Source organism: Klebsiella sp. 1SOBk10mer (genome assembly GCF_046602535.1).
In the GTDB taxonomy this organism is placed as follows: Bacteria; Pseudomonadota; Gammaproteobacteria; order Enterobacterales; family Enterobacteriaceae; genus Klebsiella; species Klebsiella quasipneumoniae.
The window spans coordinates 1-17,864 of sequence record NZ_JBKIUP010000014.1 but is presented as its reverse complement, the minus strand read 5'-3'; the positions used below and the strand labels follow the sequence as shown (position 1 = coordinate 17,864).

13 protein-coding genes and 1 pseudogene are annotated in these 17,864 nt (G+C 56.4%); 6 read left to right on the top strand and 8 right to left on the bottom strand.

Features of this window, described 5'->3' with window-relative positions; all coding sequences use genetic code 11:
- Positions 1-9: 9 nt before the first annotated feature.
- Positions 10-633 carry a glutathione S-transferase family protein gene (locus ACLH1I_RS23360; RefSeq protein ID WP_023319290.1) on the top strand — a complete coding sequence of 208 codons (624 nt, stop codon included), beginning with the start codon at positions 10-12 and terminating at the stop codon, positions 631-633.
- A gap of 53 nt (positions 634-686) precedes the next feature.
- Here the strand turns inward: ACLH1I_RS23360 and gorA are convergent, their stop codons facing one another.
- Both gorA and ACLH1I_RS23350 read right to left on the bottom strand, forming a co-directional pair.
- A complete protein-coding gene (gene gorA / locus ACLH1I_RS23355; RefSeq protein ID WP_023319289.1) occupies positions 687-2,039 on the bottom strand; it encodes a glutathione-disulfide reductase in 1,353 nt (450 codons plus the stop codon).
- A 72-nt stretch (positions 2,040-2,111) separates the two neighbouring features.
- On the bottom strand, positions 2,112-2,954 hold the full coding sequence (locus ACLH1I_RS23350) for a 23S rRNA (adenine(2030)-N(6))-methyltransferase RlmJ (protein WP_004204945.1): 843 nt from the start codon (positions 2,952-2,954) through the stop codon (positions 2,112-2,114).
- A gap of 193 nt (positions 2,955-3,147) precedes the next feature.
- Between ACLH1I_RS23350 and ACLH1I_RS23345 the strand changes: the two genes are divergently transcribed.
- From ACLH1I_RS23345 to rsmJ, 3 genes are all read left to right on the top strand, one after another.
- Complete coding sequence (locus tag ACLH1I_RS23345) at positions 3,148-4,419, top strand: acid phosphatase (RefSeq protein WP_198080015.1); 1,272 nt, start codon at positions 3,148-3,150, stop codon at positions 4,417-4,419.
- Between the two features lie 182 nt (positions 4,420-4,601).
- Positions 4,602-6,644 (top strand): oligopeptidase A, encoded by a 2,043-nt coding sequence (gene prlC / locus ACLH1I_RS23340; protein WP_049116793.1) that lies wholly within the window; start codon positions 4,602-4,604, stop codon positions 6,642-6,644.
- 7 nt (positions 6,645-6,651) lie between these two features.
- A complete protein-coding gene (gene rsmJ, locus ACLH1I_RS23335; protein WP_049116796.1) occupies positions 6,652-7,404 on the top strand; it encodes a 16S rRNA (guanine(1516)-N(2))-methyltransferase RsmJ in 753 nt (250 codons plus the stop codon).
- A 145-nt stretch (positions 7,405-7,549) separates the two neighbouring features.
- On the opposite strand, the gene dtpB is transcribed toward rsmJ, so the two are convergent.
- Positions 7,550-9,022 (bottom strand): dipeptide/tripeptide permease DtpB, encoded by a 1,473-nt coding sequence (gene dtpB / locus ACLH1I_RS23330; protein ID WP_004204941.1) that lies wholly within the window; start codon positions 9,020-9,022, stop codon positions 7,550-7,552.
- A gap of 255 nt (positions 9,023-9,277) precedes the next feature.
- The gene (uspA, locus tag ACLH1I_RS23325) at positions 9,278-9,715 is read right to left on the bottom strand and encodes a universal stress protein UspA (protein WP_004145166.1); all 438 of its coding nucleotides are present in this window, start codon (positions 9,713-9,715) and stop codon (positions 9,278-9,280) included.
- Between the two features lie 382 nt (positions 9,716-10,097).
- On the opposite strand from uspA, the gene uspB reads away from it, so the two are divergent.
- A complete protein-coding gene (gene uspB, locus ACLH1I_RS23320) occupies positions 10,098-10,433 on the top strand; it encodes a universal stress protein UspB (protein WP_002921203.1) in 336 nt (111 codons plus the stop codon).
- Positions 10,434-10,491: 58 nt separating this feature from the next.
- On the opposite strand, the gene pitA is transcribed toward uspB, so the two are convergent.
- Positions 10,492-11,988 (bottom strand): inorganic phosphate transporter PitA, encoded by a 1,497-nt coding sequence (gene pitA / locus ACLH1I_RS23315; protein WP_004204940.1) that lies wholly within the window; start codon positions 11,986-11,988, stop codon positions 10,492-10,494.
- 229 nt (positions 11,989-12,217) lie between these two features.
- On the opposite strand from pitA, the gene ACLH1I_RS23310 reads away from it, so the two are divergent.
- Positions 12,218-13,411, top strand: a complete 1,194-nt coding sequence (locus ACLH1I_RS23310) for an NAD(P)/FAD-dependent oxidoreductase (protein WP_151629230.1) — start codon at positions 12,218-12,220, stop codon at positions 13,409-13,411.
- 31 nt (positions 13,412-13,442) lie between these two features.
- On the opposite strand, the gene ACLH1I_RS23305 is transcribed toward ACLH1I_RS23310, so the two are convergent.
- The 3 genes and pseudogenes from ACLH1I_RS23305 to ACLH1I_RS23295 all read right to left on the bottom strand — a co-directional run.
- Positions 13,443-15,326 (bottom strand): sigma-54-dependent Fis family transcriptional regulator, encoded by a 1,884-nt coding sequence (locus ACLH1I_RS23305; RefSeq protein ID WP_048325969.1) that lies wholly within the window; start codon positions 15,324-15,326, stop codon positions 13,443-13,445.
- Positions 15,327-15,467: 141 nt separating this feature from the next.
- Positions 15,468-16,631, bottom strand: a complete 1,164-nt coding sequence (locus ACLH1I_RS23300) for a metallo-dependent hydrolase (protein WP_012540369.1) — start codon at positions 16,629-16,631, stop codon at positions 15,468-15,470.
- Between the two features lie 12 nt (positions 16,632-16,643).
- A pseudogene (locus tag ACLH1I_RS23295) lies at positions 16,644-17,753 on the bottom strand (DASS family sodium-coupled anion symporter); the annotation flags it as partial.
- Positions 17,754-17,864: the final 111 nt, after the last annotated feature.

Sequence of the window (17,864 nt, the reverse complement as noted above, 5' to 3'; positions counted from 1 at the left end):
TCGCTGACGATGCTAACAATTCTGGGCAAACGCTCTTCAATCAATGTACGGAAAGTGCTGTGGACCTGCGAGGAGATCGGGCTGGCGTACCAGCAGGAGGATTACGGCAGCGGGTTTAAGCCCCTGGACACCCCTGAATTTCAGCGCCTGAATCCTAACAGCCTGGTGCCGGTGCTGCTGGACGATGACTTTGTGCTCTGGGAGTCGAACAGCATCTGCCGCTATCTGGCGCGGAAAGCGGAGCGCTGGGATCTGCTGCCCGCTGAGCCGCAGCCCGCCGCCGAGGTGGAGCACTGGATGGACTGGCAGGCGACCGAGTTCAATAATGCCTGGCGCCATGCCTTTATGGGGCTGGTGCGTAAAGATCCTCGCTTTCAGGATCCGGCGGCGATTAAAGAGAGCATTGCCACCTGGACCCACTGTGTGCGCATTGTCGAGGCGCAGTTGCAGCGTACCGGGGCGTGGATAGCCGGCGAGCGCTTCACCCTGGCCGATATCGTGCTGGGGCTGTCGGTGCATCGCTGGAAGATGACGCCCTTTGCGCATCCGGAAATGCCGGCCGTGGAGCGCTGGTATATGGCGCTCAATCAGCGCCCGGCGTTTATGCGCCATGGCAATAACGGCGTGGCCTGAGCATAAAAAAAGAAGCCCCTCAGGGCTTCTTTTTATCATCCGGCGCTCGCGTGTTAGCGCATGGTGACGAACTCTTCTGCCGCCGTCGGGTGAATAGCGACGGTATTGTCGAAGTCTTTTTTGGTAGCGCCCATCTTCAACGCCACCGCAAAGCCCTGCAGCATCTCATCCATTCCGAAACCGATGCCGTGGATGCCGACAATCTTCTCTTCCGGGCCAACGCACACCAGCTTCATGCGGCACGGCTGGCGGTGCGAGGTGACGGCGGTGTACATCGCGGTGAAGGAGGATTTGTAGACCTTCACCGCGTCGTCGCCATACTGCTCGCGCGCCTGCGGCTCGGTTAAGCCGACGGTGCCGATAGGCGGGTGGCTGAAGACCACGGTCGGAATATTGTTGTAGTCCAGATGCTCTTCCGGCTTGTTGTTAAACAAGCGTTCGGAGAGGCGACGGCCTGCGGCCACGGCCACCGGGGTCAGTTCGACGGCGCCAGTGTTATCGCCCACGGCGTAGATGCCCGGCACGCTGGTGTTCTGGAACTTATCGACGATGATGTAGCCTTTATCGTCGGTTTTCACGCCGGTAGCCGCCAGGTTGAAGTTATCGGTCGCCGGTTCGCGGCCAATCGCCCAGATCAGGCAGTCAACGGTCTGGCTGCGGCCATCTTCCAGCTCGAGGGTCAGGCTACCGTCGGCATGCTTCACCACCGCTTTCGGGATGGCGTTGGTATGCAGCTGCGGACCTTCGGCGTTCATCACTTCCACCAGCGTTTCGACGATCAGCGGATCGAAGCTGCGCAGCGGCGCGTGCTTACGCACGAACAGGTGGGTCTCAGCGCCGAGGCCGTTAATTACCCCCGCCAGTTCAACGGCGATGTAGCCCGCGCCGACCACCGCCACGCGCTTCGGCAGCGCCGGCAGTTCGAAGAAACCGTCGGAATCAATACCGTATTCCACGCCCGGAATGTTCGGGTGGCTCGGACGGCCGCCGGTGGCGATCAGGATATGATCGGCGGTAATGGTCTCGCCGTTCACTTCCACGGTGTGGGCATCGACAAAGCGCGCAAACCCTTTGATCACGTCGACGTTATTCTTACCCAGCACGTTGTCGTAGGAGGTATGAATGCGGTCGATATAGGCGCTGCGGCTGGCGACCAGCTTCTCCCAGTCGAAATGGTTGATGGTGGTATCGAAACCGTAGTCCGGGCCGTAAAGATGAATGGCTTCGCGGATCTGCGCCGCATGCCACATCACTTTTTTCGGCACGCAGCCGACGTTGACGCAGGTGCCGCCCAGCGCTTTGGCTTCAATCAGCGCGCACTTCTGGCCGTACATGGCCGCACGGTTAATCGAGGCGATACCGCCGCTACCGCCGCCGATGGCGAGGTAATCATAATGTTTGCTCATGCCCATATGTCCTTAATCGTTGATTGCCGCGATTGTAGCGCGAGGCGTAAAAGGTTCCACCGATGGTTGCGATTACTCCGGCACGATCCAGCTGACGGTCGTGTGACCGGTACCGGCCGGCACCAGCTTGCTGTGTAGCCACGGCAGCACATTGTTCATCTGCTGCTCCAGCTTCCACGGCGGGTTGATGACGATCATCCCGGAGGCGGTCATGCCGCGCTGGTCGCTGTCCGGACGCACCGCCAGCTCGATTTGCAGAATTTTGCGGATACCTGTGGCTTCTAAATCTTTGATCATGCGTTTTATTTGCGCGCGCAGCACCACCGGATACCACAGCGCGTAGGTGCCGGTGGCGAAGCGTTTATAGCCTTCGTTAATCCCGGTCACCACCGCCTGATAGTCGGTTTTAATTTCGTACGGCGGGTCGATCAGAATCAGACCGCGGCGCGAGACCGGCGGCAGCTTAGCTTTCAGCTGCTGGTAGCCATCGGCTTTATCGACGCGCGCGCGGCTGTCTTTCTGGAACTCGGCGCGCAGCAGCGGGAAGTCGCTCGGGTGCAGCTCGGTCATCTGCAGGCTGTCCTGCTCGCGGAGCAGCTGGCGGGCGATCAGCGGGGAGCCCGGGTAGTAGCGCAGCTGGCCGTTACGGTTGAAGTGTTCGACCACCGAAATATAGGGCTCAAGCTCTGCCGGCAGGTCGTCCTGCTGCCAGATCCGGGCGATGCCTTCGAGATACTCGCCGGTACGCTCGGCGTGCTCGCCGCTCAGCTGATAGCGGCCCGCGCCGGCGTGGGTGTCCAGGTAGAGAAACGGTTTTTCTTTCTCTTTCAGCGCTTCGATGATCAGGCTCTGAACGGTGTGTTTGAGGACGTCGGCGTGGTTGCCTGCGTGAAAGCTGTGGCGATAACTGAGCATGGATGCAGAGATTCCGGGAAATAAACAAGTTAACCGATAGTTTACCGCAGATCGGCCGAGATTACCGCTGCGCCGCCGCGCTGTTTCATTTCTGCCAAAAGCGTTGCAAAACATAACGCTGTCATAAAAGCGTCAAACGGCCGCGCTAGCGTCGGATACAGGCAAGGTAATTGTTTGAATAAAAGGAAAAATAATGAAAAATCAACTCTCGCTGCTGGCCGTGGCGCTGCTGCTGGCGCAACCGGTTCTGGCTAAAGACATCCCGCTGAACAGGGCGGCGGCCCTCGCCAATAGCGTGACGCCGGCTGCCTCCAGCCAGGCGTATGACGATCTTGAGCAACAGGCGCTGGCGCAGCTGCGCCACGCTCTGCAGGGGGATGCCGCCGCGCTGACACGCGATCGGCTGGTGCACGCGAAACAAAACAAAACCCAGGCCGATACCGCCTGGCTGAAGGCCAGCGGCTATGACTTCCAGACCCGGACCAATCAGCAGGCGGGCATTGCGCTGCTGTCGGCGTTCAGCAGCCTGCCGGAGACCGTCGTGCAGCAGAATCTGGCGACGGTCACCGCCATTAACCGCGACGCCGTACAGACCTCCCGCCGTCAGGCGCTGGCCGATGCGGAAGGGATTAGCTACCTCTACTTCCTCAGCGACGCGCTGGGGCCGCGGCTGGGCAACGCGTTTCTGACCGCCTATGACCAGGGCGCGCTAGGGAAAGCGGCGGCGCTGATCAAAGCCTCGGAGGTCAGCACCGGCGAGGCGAAAAAGCACTACAACAATCCGCGGCCGTTTCTGGTGCAGGGCAACACCATTCACCTGGTGCCGGACGACGTGGTGGTGAAGGATAACCAGCCCTATACCGCCGACGGCGGCTCGTTCCCCAGCGGTCACACCAACACTGGCTATACTGATGCGCTGCTGCTGGCGGCGATGATCCCGGAGCGCTACGACGCGCTGGTGGCGCGCGGCGCACGCTATGGCTATTCGCGCATCGTGCTGGGTGTCCACTATCCCCTGGATGTGATCGGCTCGCGGATGGTGGCCGAGCGCAACGTGGCCCATTATCTTAACGATCCGCGCTACCGGGTATTATTTAACGAAGCCCGCGATCAGCTGCGCGCCGCGCTGGCGAAAGCCTGCGGCACATCGCTTGCCGAGTGCGCGAAGAGCAGCGTGAAAGACGATCCCTGGCGCGATCCGGCGATGCGTGATTTCACTCGTTTCACCATGACCTACGACCTGCCGCGGCAGACGGGGCCGCAGCCGCGCCTGCAGGTGCCGGAGGGGGCGGAAGTGCTGCTGGAGGCTGCCCTGCCGCAGCTGTCTGCGGCCCAGTGCCGGGCGCTGATGGTCAATACCGCGCTGCCGGCGGGCTACCCGCTGTCCGGCGCCACCCCCGAGCAGCAGTTCTGGCAGCGGCTGAATCTGTCGGCGGCCTGGGAAATGGCGCAAAAAGGGCATTAATGCGGTTTCCGGCACGCTGCACCGCGTGCCGCGTTTTTCCGGCAACGGGCGGACTTATCGCAGCAATACCCAGGCTGACGCACCGCCCGTCATTGAAATTCCCCCAACTATCCCCCATTCTAGATCTCATGCATAAGCGCCGGACGCGCGCTTCACTCACCCTTTTCAACAGGACAGCGCATATGACCAATCCATTACTGACGCCTTTTTCCCTGCCGCCTTTTTCTGCGATCAAACCAGAGCACGTGGTCCCCGCGGTCACCAAAGCGCTGGAGGATTGCCGGGCCGCAGTGGAAAGCGCGGTGGCGCACGGCGCGCCGTATAGCTGGGAAAATCTTTGCCAGCCGCTGGCGGAAGTGGACGATGTGCTGGGACGCATCTTCTCGCCTGTCAGCCATCTCAATTCGGTAAAAAACAGCCCGGAACTGCGCGAGGCCTACGAACAGACGCTGCCGCTGCTCTCCGAGTACAGCACCTGGGTCGGCCAGCATGAAGGCCTGTATAAAGCCTACCGCGACCTGCGCGATGGCGATAACTACGCCACGCTGAATACCGCGCAGAAAAAAGCGGTTGATAACGCGCTGCGCGATTTCGAATTATCCGGTATTGGCCTGCCGCCGGAGGCACAGAAACGCTACGGTGAAATCGCCGCGCGCCTCTCTGAGCTGGGCAACCAGTACAGCAACAACGTTCTTGACGCCACCATGGGCTGGAACAAGCTGGTGACCGACGTCGCCGATCTGGCCGGTATGCCGGAAAGCGCGCTGGCCGCCGCTCAGGCGCAGGCCCAGGCCAAAGAGCAGGAAGGGTATCTGCTGACGCTGGATATCCCGAGCTACCTGCCGGTGATGACCTACTGCGACAATCAGGCGCTGCGCGAAGAGATGTACCGCGCCTATTCCACCCGCGCCTCCGATCAGGGGCCGAACGCCGGGAAATGGGATAACAGCCCGGTGATGGCGGAGATCCTCGCTCTGCGCCACGAGCTGGCGCAGCTGCTGGGCTTTGACAGCTACGCCTTTAAATCCCTCGCCACCAAAATGGCGGAGGATCCGCAGCAGGTGCTCGACTTCCTCACCGACCTGGCAAAACGCGCCCGTCCGCAGGGCGAAAAAGAGCTGGCCCAGCTGCGCGCTTTCGCTAAAGCCGAGTTCGGCGTCGAAGAGCTGCAGCCGTGGGACATCGCTTACTACAGCGAAAAACAGAAACAGCATCTCTACAGCATCAGCGATGAGCAGCTGCGCCCCTATTTCCCGGAAAACAAAGCCGTTAACGGTCTGTTCGAAGTGGTGAAGCGCATTTACGGTATTACCGCCAAAGAGCGTACCGATGTCGATGTGTGGCATCCGGAAGTGCGCTTCTTCGAGCTGTATGACGAACACAACGAGCTGCGCGGCAGCTTCTATCTCGACCTGTATGCCCGCGAGCACAAGCGCGGCGGCGCGTGGATGGACGACTGCGTCGGCCAGATGCGTAAGCTGGATGGCTCCCTGCAGAAACCGGTCGCCTACCTGACCTGTAACTTCAACCGTCCGGTCAACGGCAAACCGGCGCTGTTCACCCACGACGAAGTGATCACCCTGTTCCACGAGTTCGGCCACGGTCTGCACCACATGCTGACCCGCATCGATACCGCCGGGGTTTCCGGCATCAGCGGGGTGCCGTGGGACGCGGTCGAGCTGCCGAGCCAGTTTATGGAAAACTGGTGCTGGGAGCCGGAAGCGCTGGCCTTTATCTCCGGTCATTATGAAACCGGTGAACCGCTGCCGCAGGCGCTGCTGGAGAAAATGCTGGCGGCGAAAAACTACCAGGCGGCGATGTTTATTCTGCGCCAGCTGGAGTTCGGCCTGTTCGATTTCCGCCTGCATGCGGAGTACAAACCGGAGCAGGGAGCGAAAATCCTTGAGACCCTGGCCGAGATTAAAAAGCAGGTCGCCGTGGTGCCGGGGCCGACCTGGGGCCGCTTCCCGCACGCCTTCAGCCACATCTTCGCTGGCGGCTATGCGGCAGGTTACTACAGCTACCTGTGGGCCGACGTGCTGGCGGCAGACGCCTTCTCACGCTTCGAAGAAGAGGGGATTTTCAACCGTGAAACCGGTCAGTCGTTCCTCGACAATATCCTGAGCCGCGGCGGTTCCGAAGAGCCGATGGAGCTGTTCAAACGCTTCCGCGGGCGCGAGCCGCAGCTGGATGCGATGCTTGAGCATTACGGGATCAAAGGCTGATTGCTACGTGAAGATCTGCTTAATTGATGAAACGGGCGCCGGAGACGGCGCCTTATCTGTTTTAGCCGCCCGCTGGGGGCTGGAGCAGGATGACGATAACCTAATGGCGCTGGTGTTGACCGCTGAGCATCTGGAGCTGCGTAAGCGCGATGAGCCTAAGCTTGGCGGTATCTTCGTCAATTTCGTCGGCGGGGCGATGGCCCACCGGCGCAAGTTTGGCGGCGGCCGCGGTGAAGCGGTAGCCAAAGCGGTGGGCATTAAAGGCGATTATCTGCCGGATGTGGTTGACGCCACCGCCGGCCTGGGGCGCGATGCCTTCGTGCTGGCGTCGGTCGGCTGCCGCGTGCGGATGCTGGAGCGCAATCCGGTGGTCGCCGCGCTGCTCGACGATGGTCTGGCCCGCGGCTATGCCGATGCGGAAATCGGCGGCTGGCTGCAGGAGCGGCTGCAGCTGATCCACGCCTCCAGCCTGACGGCGCTGACCGATATCACCCCGCGTCCGCAGGTGGTCTACCTCGACCCGATGTTCCCGCATAAGCAGAAAAGCGCGCTGGTGAAGAAAGAGATGCGCGTTTTTCAGTCGCTGGTGGGGCCTGACTTAGACGCCGATGGCCTGCTGGCCCCGGCGCGCCAGCTGGCGACCAAACGGGTGGTGGTAAAGCGCCCGGATTACGCGCCGCCGCTGGCGGAAGTCGCCACGCCGAACGCGGTGGTGACCAAAGGGCATCGGTTTGATATTTACGCCGGCACGCCGGAGTAATATTACGCCGTGGTGGTATCTCCCGGATAGCGGCGCAACGCGCCTTATCCGGGCTACCGCATTGTAGCCCGGCTCAGCGTAGCGCAAGCCGGGAACCGTAATATTTGAACAAACGGCGCCAGTGCGGATCGGCCATCTTAAACGGTTACTCGGCGCTGGCCGGGGTATTAATCATCCGGTTCAGCCACGGCACCATCAGCGCCATCACCACCGTGACCCCCAGGGTCACCAGGCCAATTTTACTGAACACGCTGGTGTAAACCGGCAGCGTCTGCAGCGGGTCGGTGATATTTTCCGGCACCGCGGTGAAGGTCGCCACATAGCCGCCAAGCAGGAACGCGGCGGCCTGGGTCAGGAACCACATCCCCAGAATAAAGCCCATCAGATGCTGCGGCACCAGCGCGGCGACCATCGCCAGCCCCAGGGCGCTTATCAGCAGCTCGCCCAGGCTCTGGAACAGATAAACCAGCACAATAAACCACGGCGAGGTTAATCCCTGGGCGTCGGCGAACCACATCCCGGCGGCCGCGGCGGTCAGGAAGCCCAGCGCGCAGAGGAACATCCCGAGGGTAAATTTTACCGGCATGGTCAGGTCTTTACCCTTATGACCGAGATGGGTGTAAATCGCCGCCAGCACCGGGCTGGCCACCACCACCCAGAAGGGGTTCAGCGCCTGGAAGCTGACCGGATTGATGGTAAAACCCAGGATCTGATGATGGACGTTGTTGATGGCGAAGAAGTTCAGCGAGGTCGGCATCTGGGCGTAGAGAATGTAAAACAGCACCGCCTCGATCATCAGGATAAAGGCGACGAACATTTTGTTGCGCCCGGTTTTATCAAGGCGAAACGCCTCGCGGAAAAAGAACGCAATGACCACGACCGACAGGACAATCAGCACCAGGTTGGCGATCATCACGTTATGCATCAGCCAGGCGCAGAGAAAAATCATTACCACCGTACCGGCCAGCACCAGCGCCAGATTGCGCAGGCTGAGGGGGCGGTGATCGGGCTCGGAGCCAATATCTTTTACCATCCCGCGGCAGGCGAAGTAGACCAGCAGCGCGATAATCAGCCCCGCGCCGCACAGATTATAGGTCACCGCGTAGCCAAACTTTTCCGCGATCACCGGCGCCAGCGACAGCGACAGCAGCGAACCGATGTTTATCGACATATAAAACAGGGTAAACGCCCCGTCGAGACGGGCATCCTTCGGCGGATAGCATTTTGACAGCAGGCTCGCCGGGTTGGCTTTAAACAAACCGTTGCCGACGGCGATGGTGCCGAGGGCGATAAAGATCAGCTGCGGTTTCAGCAGCGACATCCCGGTCATAAAGTAGCCGATAGCCAGCACAACCGCGCCGAGCACCAGGGTACGTTTGGTCCCCAGCAGATGGTCGCCCACGTAGCCGCCGATCGAGATCAGCCCGTAAACCAGCGCCGCGAAGGCGCCGAAGGTGATAAAGGCCTGTTCCTGAGAGAAGCCCAACTGTTTAACAAAGAAGACCGCCAGGATCCCCTGAACGCCGTAATAGCCAAAACGTTCCCAGAGCTCCACAAAGAAGATCATGAAGAACGGACGAGGTTGCTGCAGCAAGCCCGTAGGTGCAGTTGTATTCATATTCCTTCGCCTTGTATTACTTTCCCAAAAAGTATGAACGCGTATGCCAGAACGCGCCGAAAATGTCTGATAACTCGCCATGCTGCGGTTATTGGCTTAATGAGTAGATTATTATATAGATGTTTTAGTGAATAACTGGCTGATCACACTAATTGAATAGCTTTTTTATGGATTTAAGCTCTGTTGTCTGGCGGGGCGGAAGCGAAAATAAAAACGCCCGCAGCGGCGGGCGTCTGGTATGACACAACGGGAGGGTTATTCGTCTTCTTCGTCGCGCAGCGGGACGATCAGCATGTCGACATGGACGGTGTTGATCAGCTGACGGGCAGAGGACATCAGCTTGCTCCAGAAGTCCTGATGATGGCCGCAGACCACCAGGTCCATATCGTATTTTTTAATCGCATCGACCAGCACCTGACCGAGGTCGCCGCTGCCGCTCAGGGTCTCGGTGATCGGGTAGCCGGCGTTGGTTGAGAGCTCGGTCAGCGCGTGATGGGTCTCTTCGGAGATGCGTTTTTGCATATCGCCGAGGTTCACGTCAATCAGCCCGGTGTAGAGGTCGGAGTAATTGACATCCACGTGGATCAGGGAGACTTTCGCGTTATAAGGGCGGGCCATAGAAACGGCTTTTTCAACCAGTACTTTACTCTCCGGGGACAGGTCTACTGCAATCAGAATATGTTTGTAAGCCATAGTGTTACTCCTTCCATAAGTTTGTCGATGACCATTGGACCTGACAGCTGGCGCTGCCGTTTCGCCCGCGTCCTGCGTGCTACATTCGCGGGAGGGTAGCCTTTAAGGACTTCATTGTAGAAGATATTTCTTACCTTATAGCGCCCCCCGCACTCCGTCAATGCACTGGGTTCACCTAAAAGCTAAACAAATTTATCCGTCTTACGTATTGATAACGAATAACCTTGTGGTAAAAAAATTAATGGATCTCCTACACTATTTAATGAGCCGGTCGGAAAAATAAATGTGATCGGAATCGCACTCTTTACGGTATTGTCGTCGGTTATTTGGGGAGCGGTAGCCGCGGAGGATTTCTCCGTGGGCGGGTCGCCGGGGAGGAGGTATGATCAGCACTATTGCGCTGTTTTGGGCCCTGTGTGTCGTTTGTGTGGTGAATATGGCACGCTACTTCTCATCGTTGCGTGCATTATTGGTTGTGCTACGTGGTTGCGATCCCTTGCTCTATCAGTACGTCGATGGCGGCGGCTTTTTTACCTCGCACGGGCAGCCCAGCAAACAGATGCGGCTGGTCTGGTATATCTATGCCCAGCGCTACCGTGACCATCATGACGATGAATTTATTCGTCGCTGCGAACGTGTTCGTCGCCAGTTTATTCTGACCAGCGCCCTGTGCGGCCTGGTGGTGGTGAGCCTGATTGCGCTGATGATCTGGCACTAACGATATTTCCAGAATAAAAAAAGGGCCAGCAAGCTGGCCCGTTTTGAACGAATAACGCTTAAATCAGCTTCAGGGAGAGCCAGTAAAGGACGCCTGAAAGGATAATCGCTGCCGGCAGGGTCAGTACCCAGGCCATCAGAATGCTGGTTACCGTCTTTTTCTGCAGACCACCGCCATCCACCAGCATCGTCCCCGCTACCGAGGAGGAGAGCACGTGGGTGGTGGAAACTGGCATCCCGGTGTAGCTCGCCAGACCGATTGAGACCGCTGCGGTCATCTGCGCCGACATCCCCTGGGCGTAGGTCATACCCTTCTTACCGATCTTCTCACCGATGGTGGTCGCCACGCGGCGCCAGCCGATCATGGTACCAATACCCAGCGCCAGCGCGACCGCCATGATAATCCAGATTGGCGCGTACTCGATGGTGCTCAGCATATCGGTTTTCAGTTTCTTCAGCAGACGCTGGTCGTCAGCGCTCACGTCCGGCAGTTTCGCCACTTTGTCGGTAGTGTCTGAGATGCAGAGCATGATGCGACGCAGCTGGCCGCGCTGTTCCGGTTTTAGCGACTCGTAGTTCTCAACGCCGGTCAGCATGGTCTTCACGCGGTCAAGGGCGTTGATGGTGTTCGCCGGATGGCAATGAAACTCGCCGTTGGCCGCGGTATTGGTGTCCGGAGAGGGAACCAGCTGGTCAACGCCGGTGGCTTTCTTCAGCAGGTCAGGGCGCTGCTGGAAGAAGGTTTCCACGTTGTTGACCGCATCGCGGGTACGGGTGATTTCGTAACCGGAGGCGTTCATATTCACCACGAAGCCCGCCGGGGCGACGCCGATCAGGACCAGCATCACCAGACCAATGCCTTTCTGTCCATCGTTAGCGCCGTGAGAGAACGACACGCCGATAGCGGACAGGATCAGGGCGATACGGGTCCAGAACGGCGGCTTTTTCTTGCCGTCTTTCTTTTCACGCTCCGCCGGAGTCAGGTGGATACGCGCCCGTTTTTTGGTGCCGCTCCAGTAGCGGCGCAGCAGGAAAATCAGGCCGCCCGCAATCACCAGACCAACGATAGGCGAGATGATAAGCGAACCAAAAATGCCGATGACTTTCGGGATATTCAACGCATCAACCACGGAGGTGCCTGTCATCAGCGCATTGGTTAAACCAATACCGATGATGGCGCCAATCAGGGTATGAGAACTGGATGCCGGAAGACCGAAGTACCAGGTCCCGAGGTTCCAGATGATCGCCGCCAGCAGCATAGAGAACACCATGGCGAGGCCATGCGCGGAACCCATGTTAAGCAGCAGATCGGTCGGCAGCATATGCACGATGGCATAGGCTACGCTGAGACCGCCCAGCAGAACGCCGAAGAAGTTGAAGAGCGCCGCCATCGCCACAGCGAGCTGTGAGCGCATAGCGCGAGTGTAGATAACCGTAGCCACCGCGTTTGCGGTATCATGGAAACCGTTAATCGCTTCGTAAAACAGTACAAAAGCTAAAGCAAGCAATAATAATAGTCCGGTATGTAAATCCAGACCGGCAAATAAATGTAGCATAGGACGTTACGCCATTTTGAGGACATGAACGCGGCGCATTATCAGTGACTTTAGCGGCGCGGGCAAAGTGAAATATAGACTTTTTTTGATTTTCTTCCTGTTTAGGTTTTACCCTGTTGGGAGTAATCCTATATCTTTCAATGATGTATCTAATGCGGGATTTTTCCCGCTGGTGTGACCAGAGTGAAATATTTACAAAACCCGACAATTGGGGAACGAGGAATGCGGTGTGGAAAGGTTTGATGCCATTGTCGTTGGCGCCGGAGCGGCGGGAATGTTTTGCGCAGCGCAGGCGGGGCAGCTCGGCTGTCGCGTCCTGCTGCTCGACAACGGCAAAAAGCCGGGGCGAAAAATTCTGATGTCCGGCGGCGGCCGCTGCAACTTTACCAATATGTATGTCGAGCCGGCGGCCTATTTGAGCCAAAACCCGCATTTTTGCAAATCTGCCCTGGCGCGCTACACCCAGTGGGACTTTATCGAGCTGGTCGGCAAATATGGCATCGCCTGGCATGAGAAAACCCTCGGTCAGCTGTTTTGCGATGATTCGGCGGAACAGATTGTCACTCTGTTGCTGGCGGAATGCGAAATGGGCGGCGTGCAGATCCGCCTGCGCAGCGAAATTCTCAGCGTGGAGCGCGACGAGCAAGGCTATCGGCTTCAGGTGAACGGCGAAACGCTGGCGACCAAAAAGCTGGTGATCGCCTCCGGCGGCTTGTCGATGCCGGGCCTCGGCGCCTCGCCGTTTGGCTATAAAATCGCCGAACAGTTCGGCCTGAAGGTGCTGCCGACCCGTGCGGGTCTGGTGCCGTTTACCCTGCACAAGCCGCTGCTTGAGCAGCTCCAGGTTCTCTCCGGCGTCTCGGTGCCGTCGACCATCACCGCCGAGAACGGCACCCTGTTCCGCGAAAATCTGCTGTTCACCCATCGCGGCCTTTCCGGACCGGCGGTGCTGCAAATTTCCAGCTACTGGCAGCCCGGCGAGTTCGTCACCGTGAATCTGCTGCCAGACTGCAATCTTGAGGAATTCCTTAACGAGCAGCGCGGCGCGCATCCCAACCAGAGCCTGAAAAACACCCTCGCGATGCAGTTGCCGAAGCGGCTGGTGGAGTGTCTGCAGCAACTGGGGCAAATTCCTGATGTCACGCTGAAGCAGCTGAACGTTCGAGATCAGCAAGCGCTGGTGGAGACGCTGACCGCCTGGCGCGTGCAGCCGAACGGCACCGAAGGCTACCGGACGGCGGAAGTGACCCTCGGCGGCGTGGACACCAATGAGCTCTCGTCGCGTACCATGGAGGCGCGTAAGGCGCCGGGTCTCTACTTTATCGGCGAAGTGATGGACGTCACCGGCTGGCTCGGCGGCTATAACTTCCAGTGGGCGTGGTCAAGCGCCTGGGCCTGCGCGCAGGCGCTGGTGGAAGGGTAACGGCGGTTTTATTCCGGCGGACAGGTTCGGTTTATCCGCTGATGTTATGTTGCTTCAGTTTACGCCACAGGGTGGTAGGACTGATGCCGAGGATGGCCGAGGCTTTGGTTCTGTCGCCATCCGTTTTTTCAATCACGCTCGCGATCAGCTGTTTCTCCTGTTTTTTTAGCAGATCGCTCTCATCCGCGACCACCGCGAGGTCAGTCACAAGAGACACGCCCTGGTGACAGGGCGATGAGAGGTGACTGATCTGCTGCAATACCGCTTTATCCACCGTATCACCCTCCAGCAAGACGATGAGGCGATAAATGACCGCCTGCAGCTCACGGATATTGCCTGGCCAGTCATAGTTCTGTAAGCAGTTCACGGCATCCGGGGTAAAGGTGAGGTGCTTGTTCTGTTGCTGCAGAAGATGGTGAATCAGCACCATAATATCTTCAGGTCTTTCGCGTAATGGCGGGAGCTGCAGTTCAAGGATATTGATTCGGTAATAGAGATCCTGGCGGAACTCCCCGCTGGCGATGAGCTGCCCCAGATCTTTATTGCTGGCGGTGATCAGGCGAAAATCGGCTGAGAGCAGGCTGTCGCCACCAAGACGGGAAAATTGCTTCTCCTGCAATACGCGCAGTAGCTTCACCTGGACCGACAGCGGGGCCTCACTGATCTCATCGATAAATACCGTTCCGTTAGTGGCCATTTCAAAGACCCCGGGTTTGCCTCCCTTCCGCGCATTGGTAAATGCGCCTTCGGCATAACCGAAAAGTTCACTTTCCAGCAGGCTCTCCGGAATAGCCGCGCAGTTGATGGCGATAAAAGGACCATGGCTGCGGGCGCTGACGTGATGAATACTCTGAGCAAACAGTTCCTTCCCCGTGCCGGTATCCCCTAAGAGATGGACCGGAAGATCATGCTGAGCGCACAGCCTGGCTTTTTGTATCACCTGATGCATGATCGGCGATTGCGTAATAATATTGTCAAAAGAATAGCTGGTGGCATAGCCGCGTAATTTACTTTTTTTACTGTTAGTCTGCTGCCAGAGTGTGCTTTCCTGGCTTAAGCCAGTGATAATGGCATAGGTGTTTTGGCGATTGGAAAAATGACGGACTGAGATACAAACAAGTGTGCCATTAATTTCAATAGTTTGCTCTTTGATGTTGGACTCATTAATCATGCTGGCATAGATATCTTTAAAAGCTTCTTTTTTAAAGATTTTGTCACCCACCTGACATTGAAATAAGGTCATGCCGATAGCATTGATATTAATGATTTCACCCAGTTGATCAACACACATAATGCCTTCGCGTGATTGATTCAATGCCGCATGGCTCATGACTAACTTTAAATTTTCCCGATTAATATATTTTAGTAAGCCATGAGCTTCATTAATGGCTTGTTCAATGGAATTATTGTCGGCGTCGCCTTCAATAACGTTGAGATTGTATTTCTTGGCCATTTCGGCGACAGTCAAACCACCAATGACCATATGATAACCATTTTCTGACAGATTTTTTATAACATTTTCAATGTCATGGTGATTGTAGACCTGGCAGATTTTAAACTCGTCGTTGGTCATGCTTTGGTAATGCCGCAGCGCCCGGCAAAACTGAGGGAAACCAATGGCGGCAATTTTCTGTGATTTATTCTTGGCTTCCTGCAGGATGCGGTATACGCCATGAAAATCATGGGCAATTTCGATAACCGGAATAGGGATGTTATTGCGAAGCAGGGCCGCAGTGCCGCCCCGGCTAATAATGATTCTGGTGCCGGACTGGATCATTTCATTAGCTTTGTTGAGAACGTCAGAATAACGAAATTCATAGACGGGGATTTCCAGTTTACGCTCAATAAGAACATTCATTATCCGTTGGGTAATGGTGCTGGAAACTGAGAAGATGACAATTTCATTATTCTTCATGCATTATTCACTTATCGGCTCAGGATTGGCTAAAATCATTATAATTTTAAGGCGCAGATAAATAATGACGAAGGTCATAGAAGAGGGGTTTTATCATACCAGCCATACGCCTGGAAAGGCGTATGGCTGGTGGCTTGCGAATTAGAAACGCAGACGGCGATAAACAATCTGTCCGTTACAGATAGTGGCGCAGTTATCGAGGTAGCAATCACCCTCCAGGGTTTTTCCCCGGGTATCTTCAAAGGTGATCTTATCTTTGCGTAATTTCACAATGGAAATATCGGCAATAGCGTTTGCCGCCAGGGTACCAATCTGCCCCTGCATTTTCATCAGGCGAGCCGGCGTGGCGGTCACGGCGCGGATAACGTCAAAGAACGGCATGCCCATATTGAGATATTTCGACATCACATGCAGCAGGCTATAGACCTTATCAGTACGCAAGCTATTGCGCAGGGTTAAATCGGTACTGATGATATCAGGGTAGAATCCCTGCTCCATCGCCGATTGCGCCACCTTGAAATCAAAGTGGGCGACACCGTTTGAACAATCGAAGATCACCCCCCTGGACTGTGCTTCTTTGATGGCGGCATACACCTGCCCTTGTTCGTTGAGAATAGAATGACCGGTACCGTGGAAACAGTGTGCATAGATGTCACCCTCTTCAAAATAGCGGATCAGTTCATCGGCGCACAACAGGGAGTCGGTGACATGCACGCAAATCGAGGTTTCCAGTTTGCGTGCGAGGGCGACCGTGGCTAACAGCGGATCGCTGGCATACTGTTTGCCTCGGGCGATATCCTGGCTATAGCGTAATTTCAAACCCAGGATGTTGTCTCTATTGTCATTCAGCGTCTGGGCAATTTTTTCCTCGTTGTAATTGGCCGGATTGGTATTTTCAAGGTAGCCGGTGGGCCCGCCACCGAGGGTGGAGAGGCCAACATTGACCACGTTTAAATAGCTCTTAATTTTCACCATCGCCGGATGGATCACGCTATTACGAAATAGCGAATAGTTGACCCATCCGCTGCTCCCGGCATCGACCATGCTGGTGACGCCGTTTGGTAAACAGACGATATCAGGGTTAACGCTAATCGCCGTTCCGCCATGGAAAACATGGCCATGAAAATCGATGAGGCCGGGAAGAATGATACAGCCCGACGCATCAATAACGGTTTCAGCCTGCAGGTCGCTATGATGAGAAATATCAACGATGCGGTTACCCTTAATACCAATATCGGCGTTGATATAAGTACGGTTTTCAATATCGGCGATCTGGCCGTTTTTAATGACTATATCCAGTTTCATTTTATGCTCCTGTCAGATGCCGATAAGCTTCCAGTAAGGAATACCGATAAAGAAGAAGATTAACACGTTCACCACAACCATAATGGTGCCGAGCATCCAGAAGGTTTTCTGTGGCACGTAGCCGCTGGAGAACGTAAATACACCAGCCCCATTGCCATAGTGGGTCAATAAAGCGCCATAGCCTGCGGAGAAGGCCAGGGAGAGCGCGACGTACATCGGATGTGCCTGCGTGGTCATACCCAGGGTAAAAAGTACCGGATAGAAAGAGACCACAAAGGCGCTGTTTGAGACGAAGAAATAGCGGACCGCAAGGCTGATAAACACCAGCACGGCAATCGCGCTGATTTCACTCAAATGCGAGAGATCGAGATAATTTTTAATCACGTCGACCAGGTAAACATAGAAGCCCCCTTTTGACAGCGCCACCGCGCAACCGTAGAAGGCGCCGTACCAGACAAAGGTCTGCCAGGCTGATTTTTCGCTGACCACGTCATTCCAGCTCAGGACGCCGAAAAGCAGCAGACAGGCGAGGAAGGCGAGCCCTACCGGAATAAAGGCAATACCGGTGATAGACCCGGTCATCCAGCCTAACACGCCGAGAATAAAGAACACGATCAACAGCTTCTCTTCGCGTTTGACCGGGCCTAATTCATTGAGGCCTTTTTCCGCAATTTCGTTCACGTTCTCAATAACTTTGAGTTCCGGGGCATAGATTTTATACAGGATCCAGGGCGCCAGAATGAGCACCAGTCCCGCCGGGACAACGGCGGCTTTAAACCAGGTCATCCACTCAAGATTGACCTTCATAATTTCATTGGCTAATGAAACGGTGATCGAGTTGGTGGCCATCCCGGTCAGGAACAGGCTGGAGGTCCCCATCGAGACGACGTACATCAGGATAGTCAGATAGGCACCGATTTTGCGGCTACCGTCGTCGGGCTTCGAGCCAAGCGCTTCGGCGATATTCCTGAAAATGGGGTAGGTGATCCCTCCCGAACGCGACATGTTTGAACCGGTCGCCGGGGCCAGTACGGTATCGGTGACCATCATCAGATAGCCGAGCGTCAGGGTATTTTTGCCGTAGCGTTTGAGTAACAGATAAGCAATGCGTTTACCTAACCCGGGCTTTGTTGAATAAATCAGATTTCGGGTAAGTCTCCCCCGTAGCGGGTTGTGTTTTCAGGCAATACGCACGCTTTCAGGCATACCTGCTTTCGTCATTTTGTTCAGCGC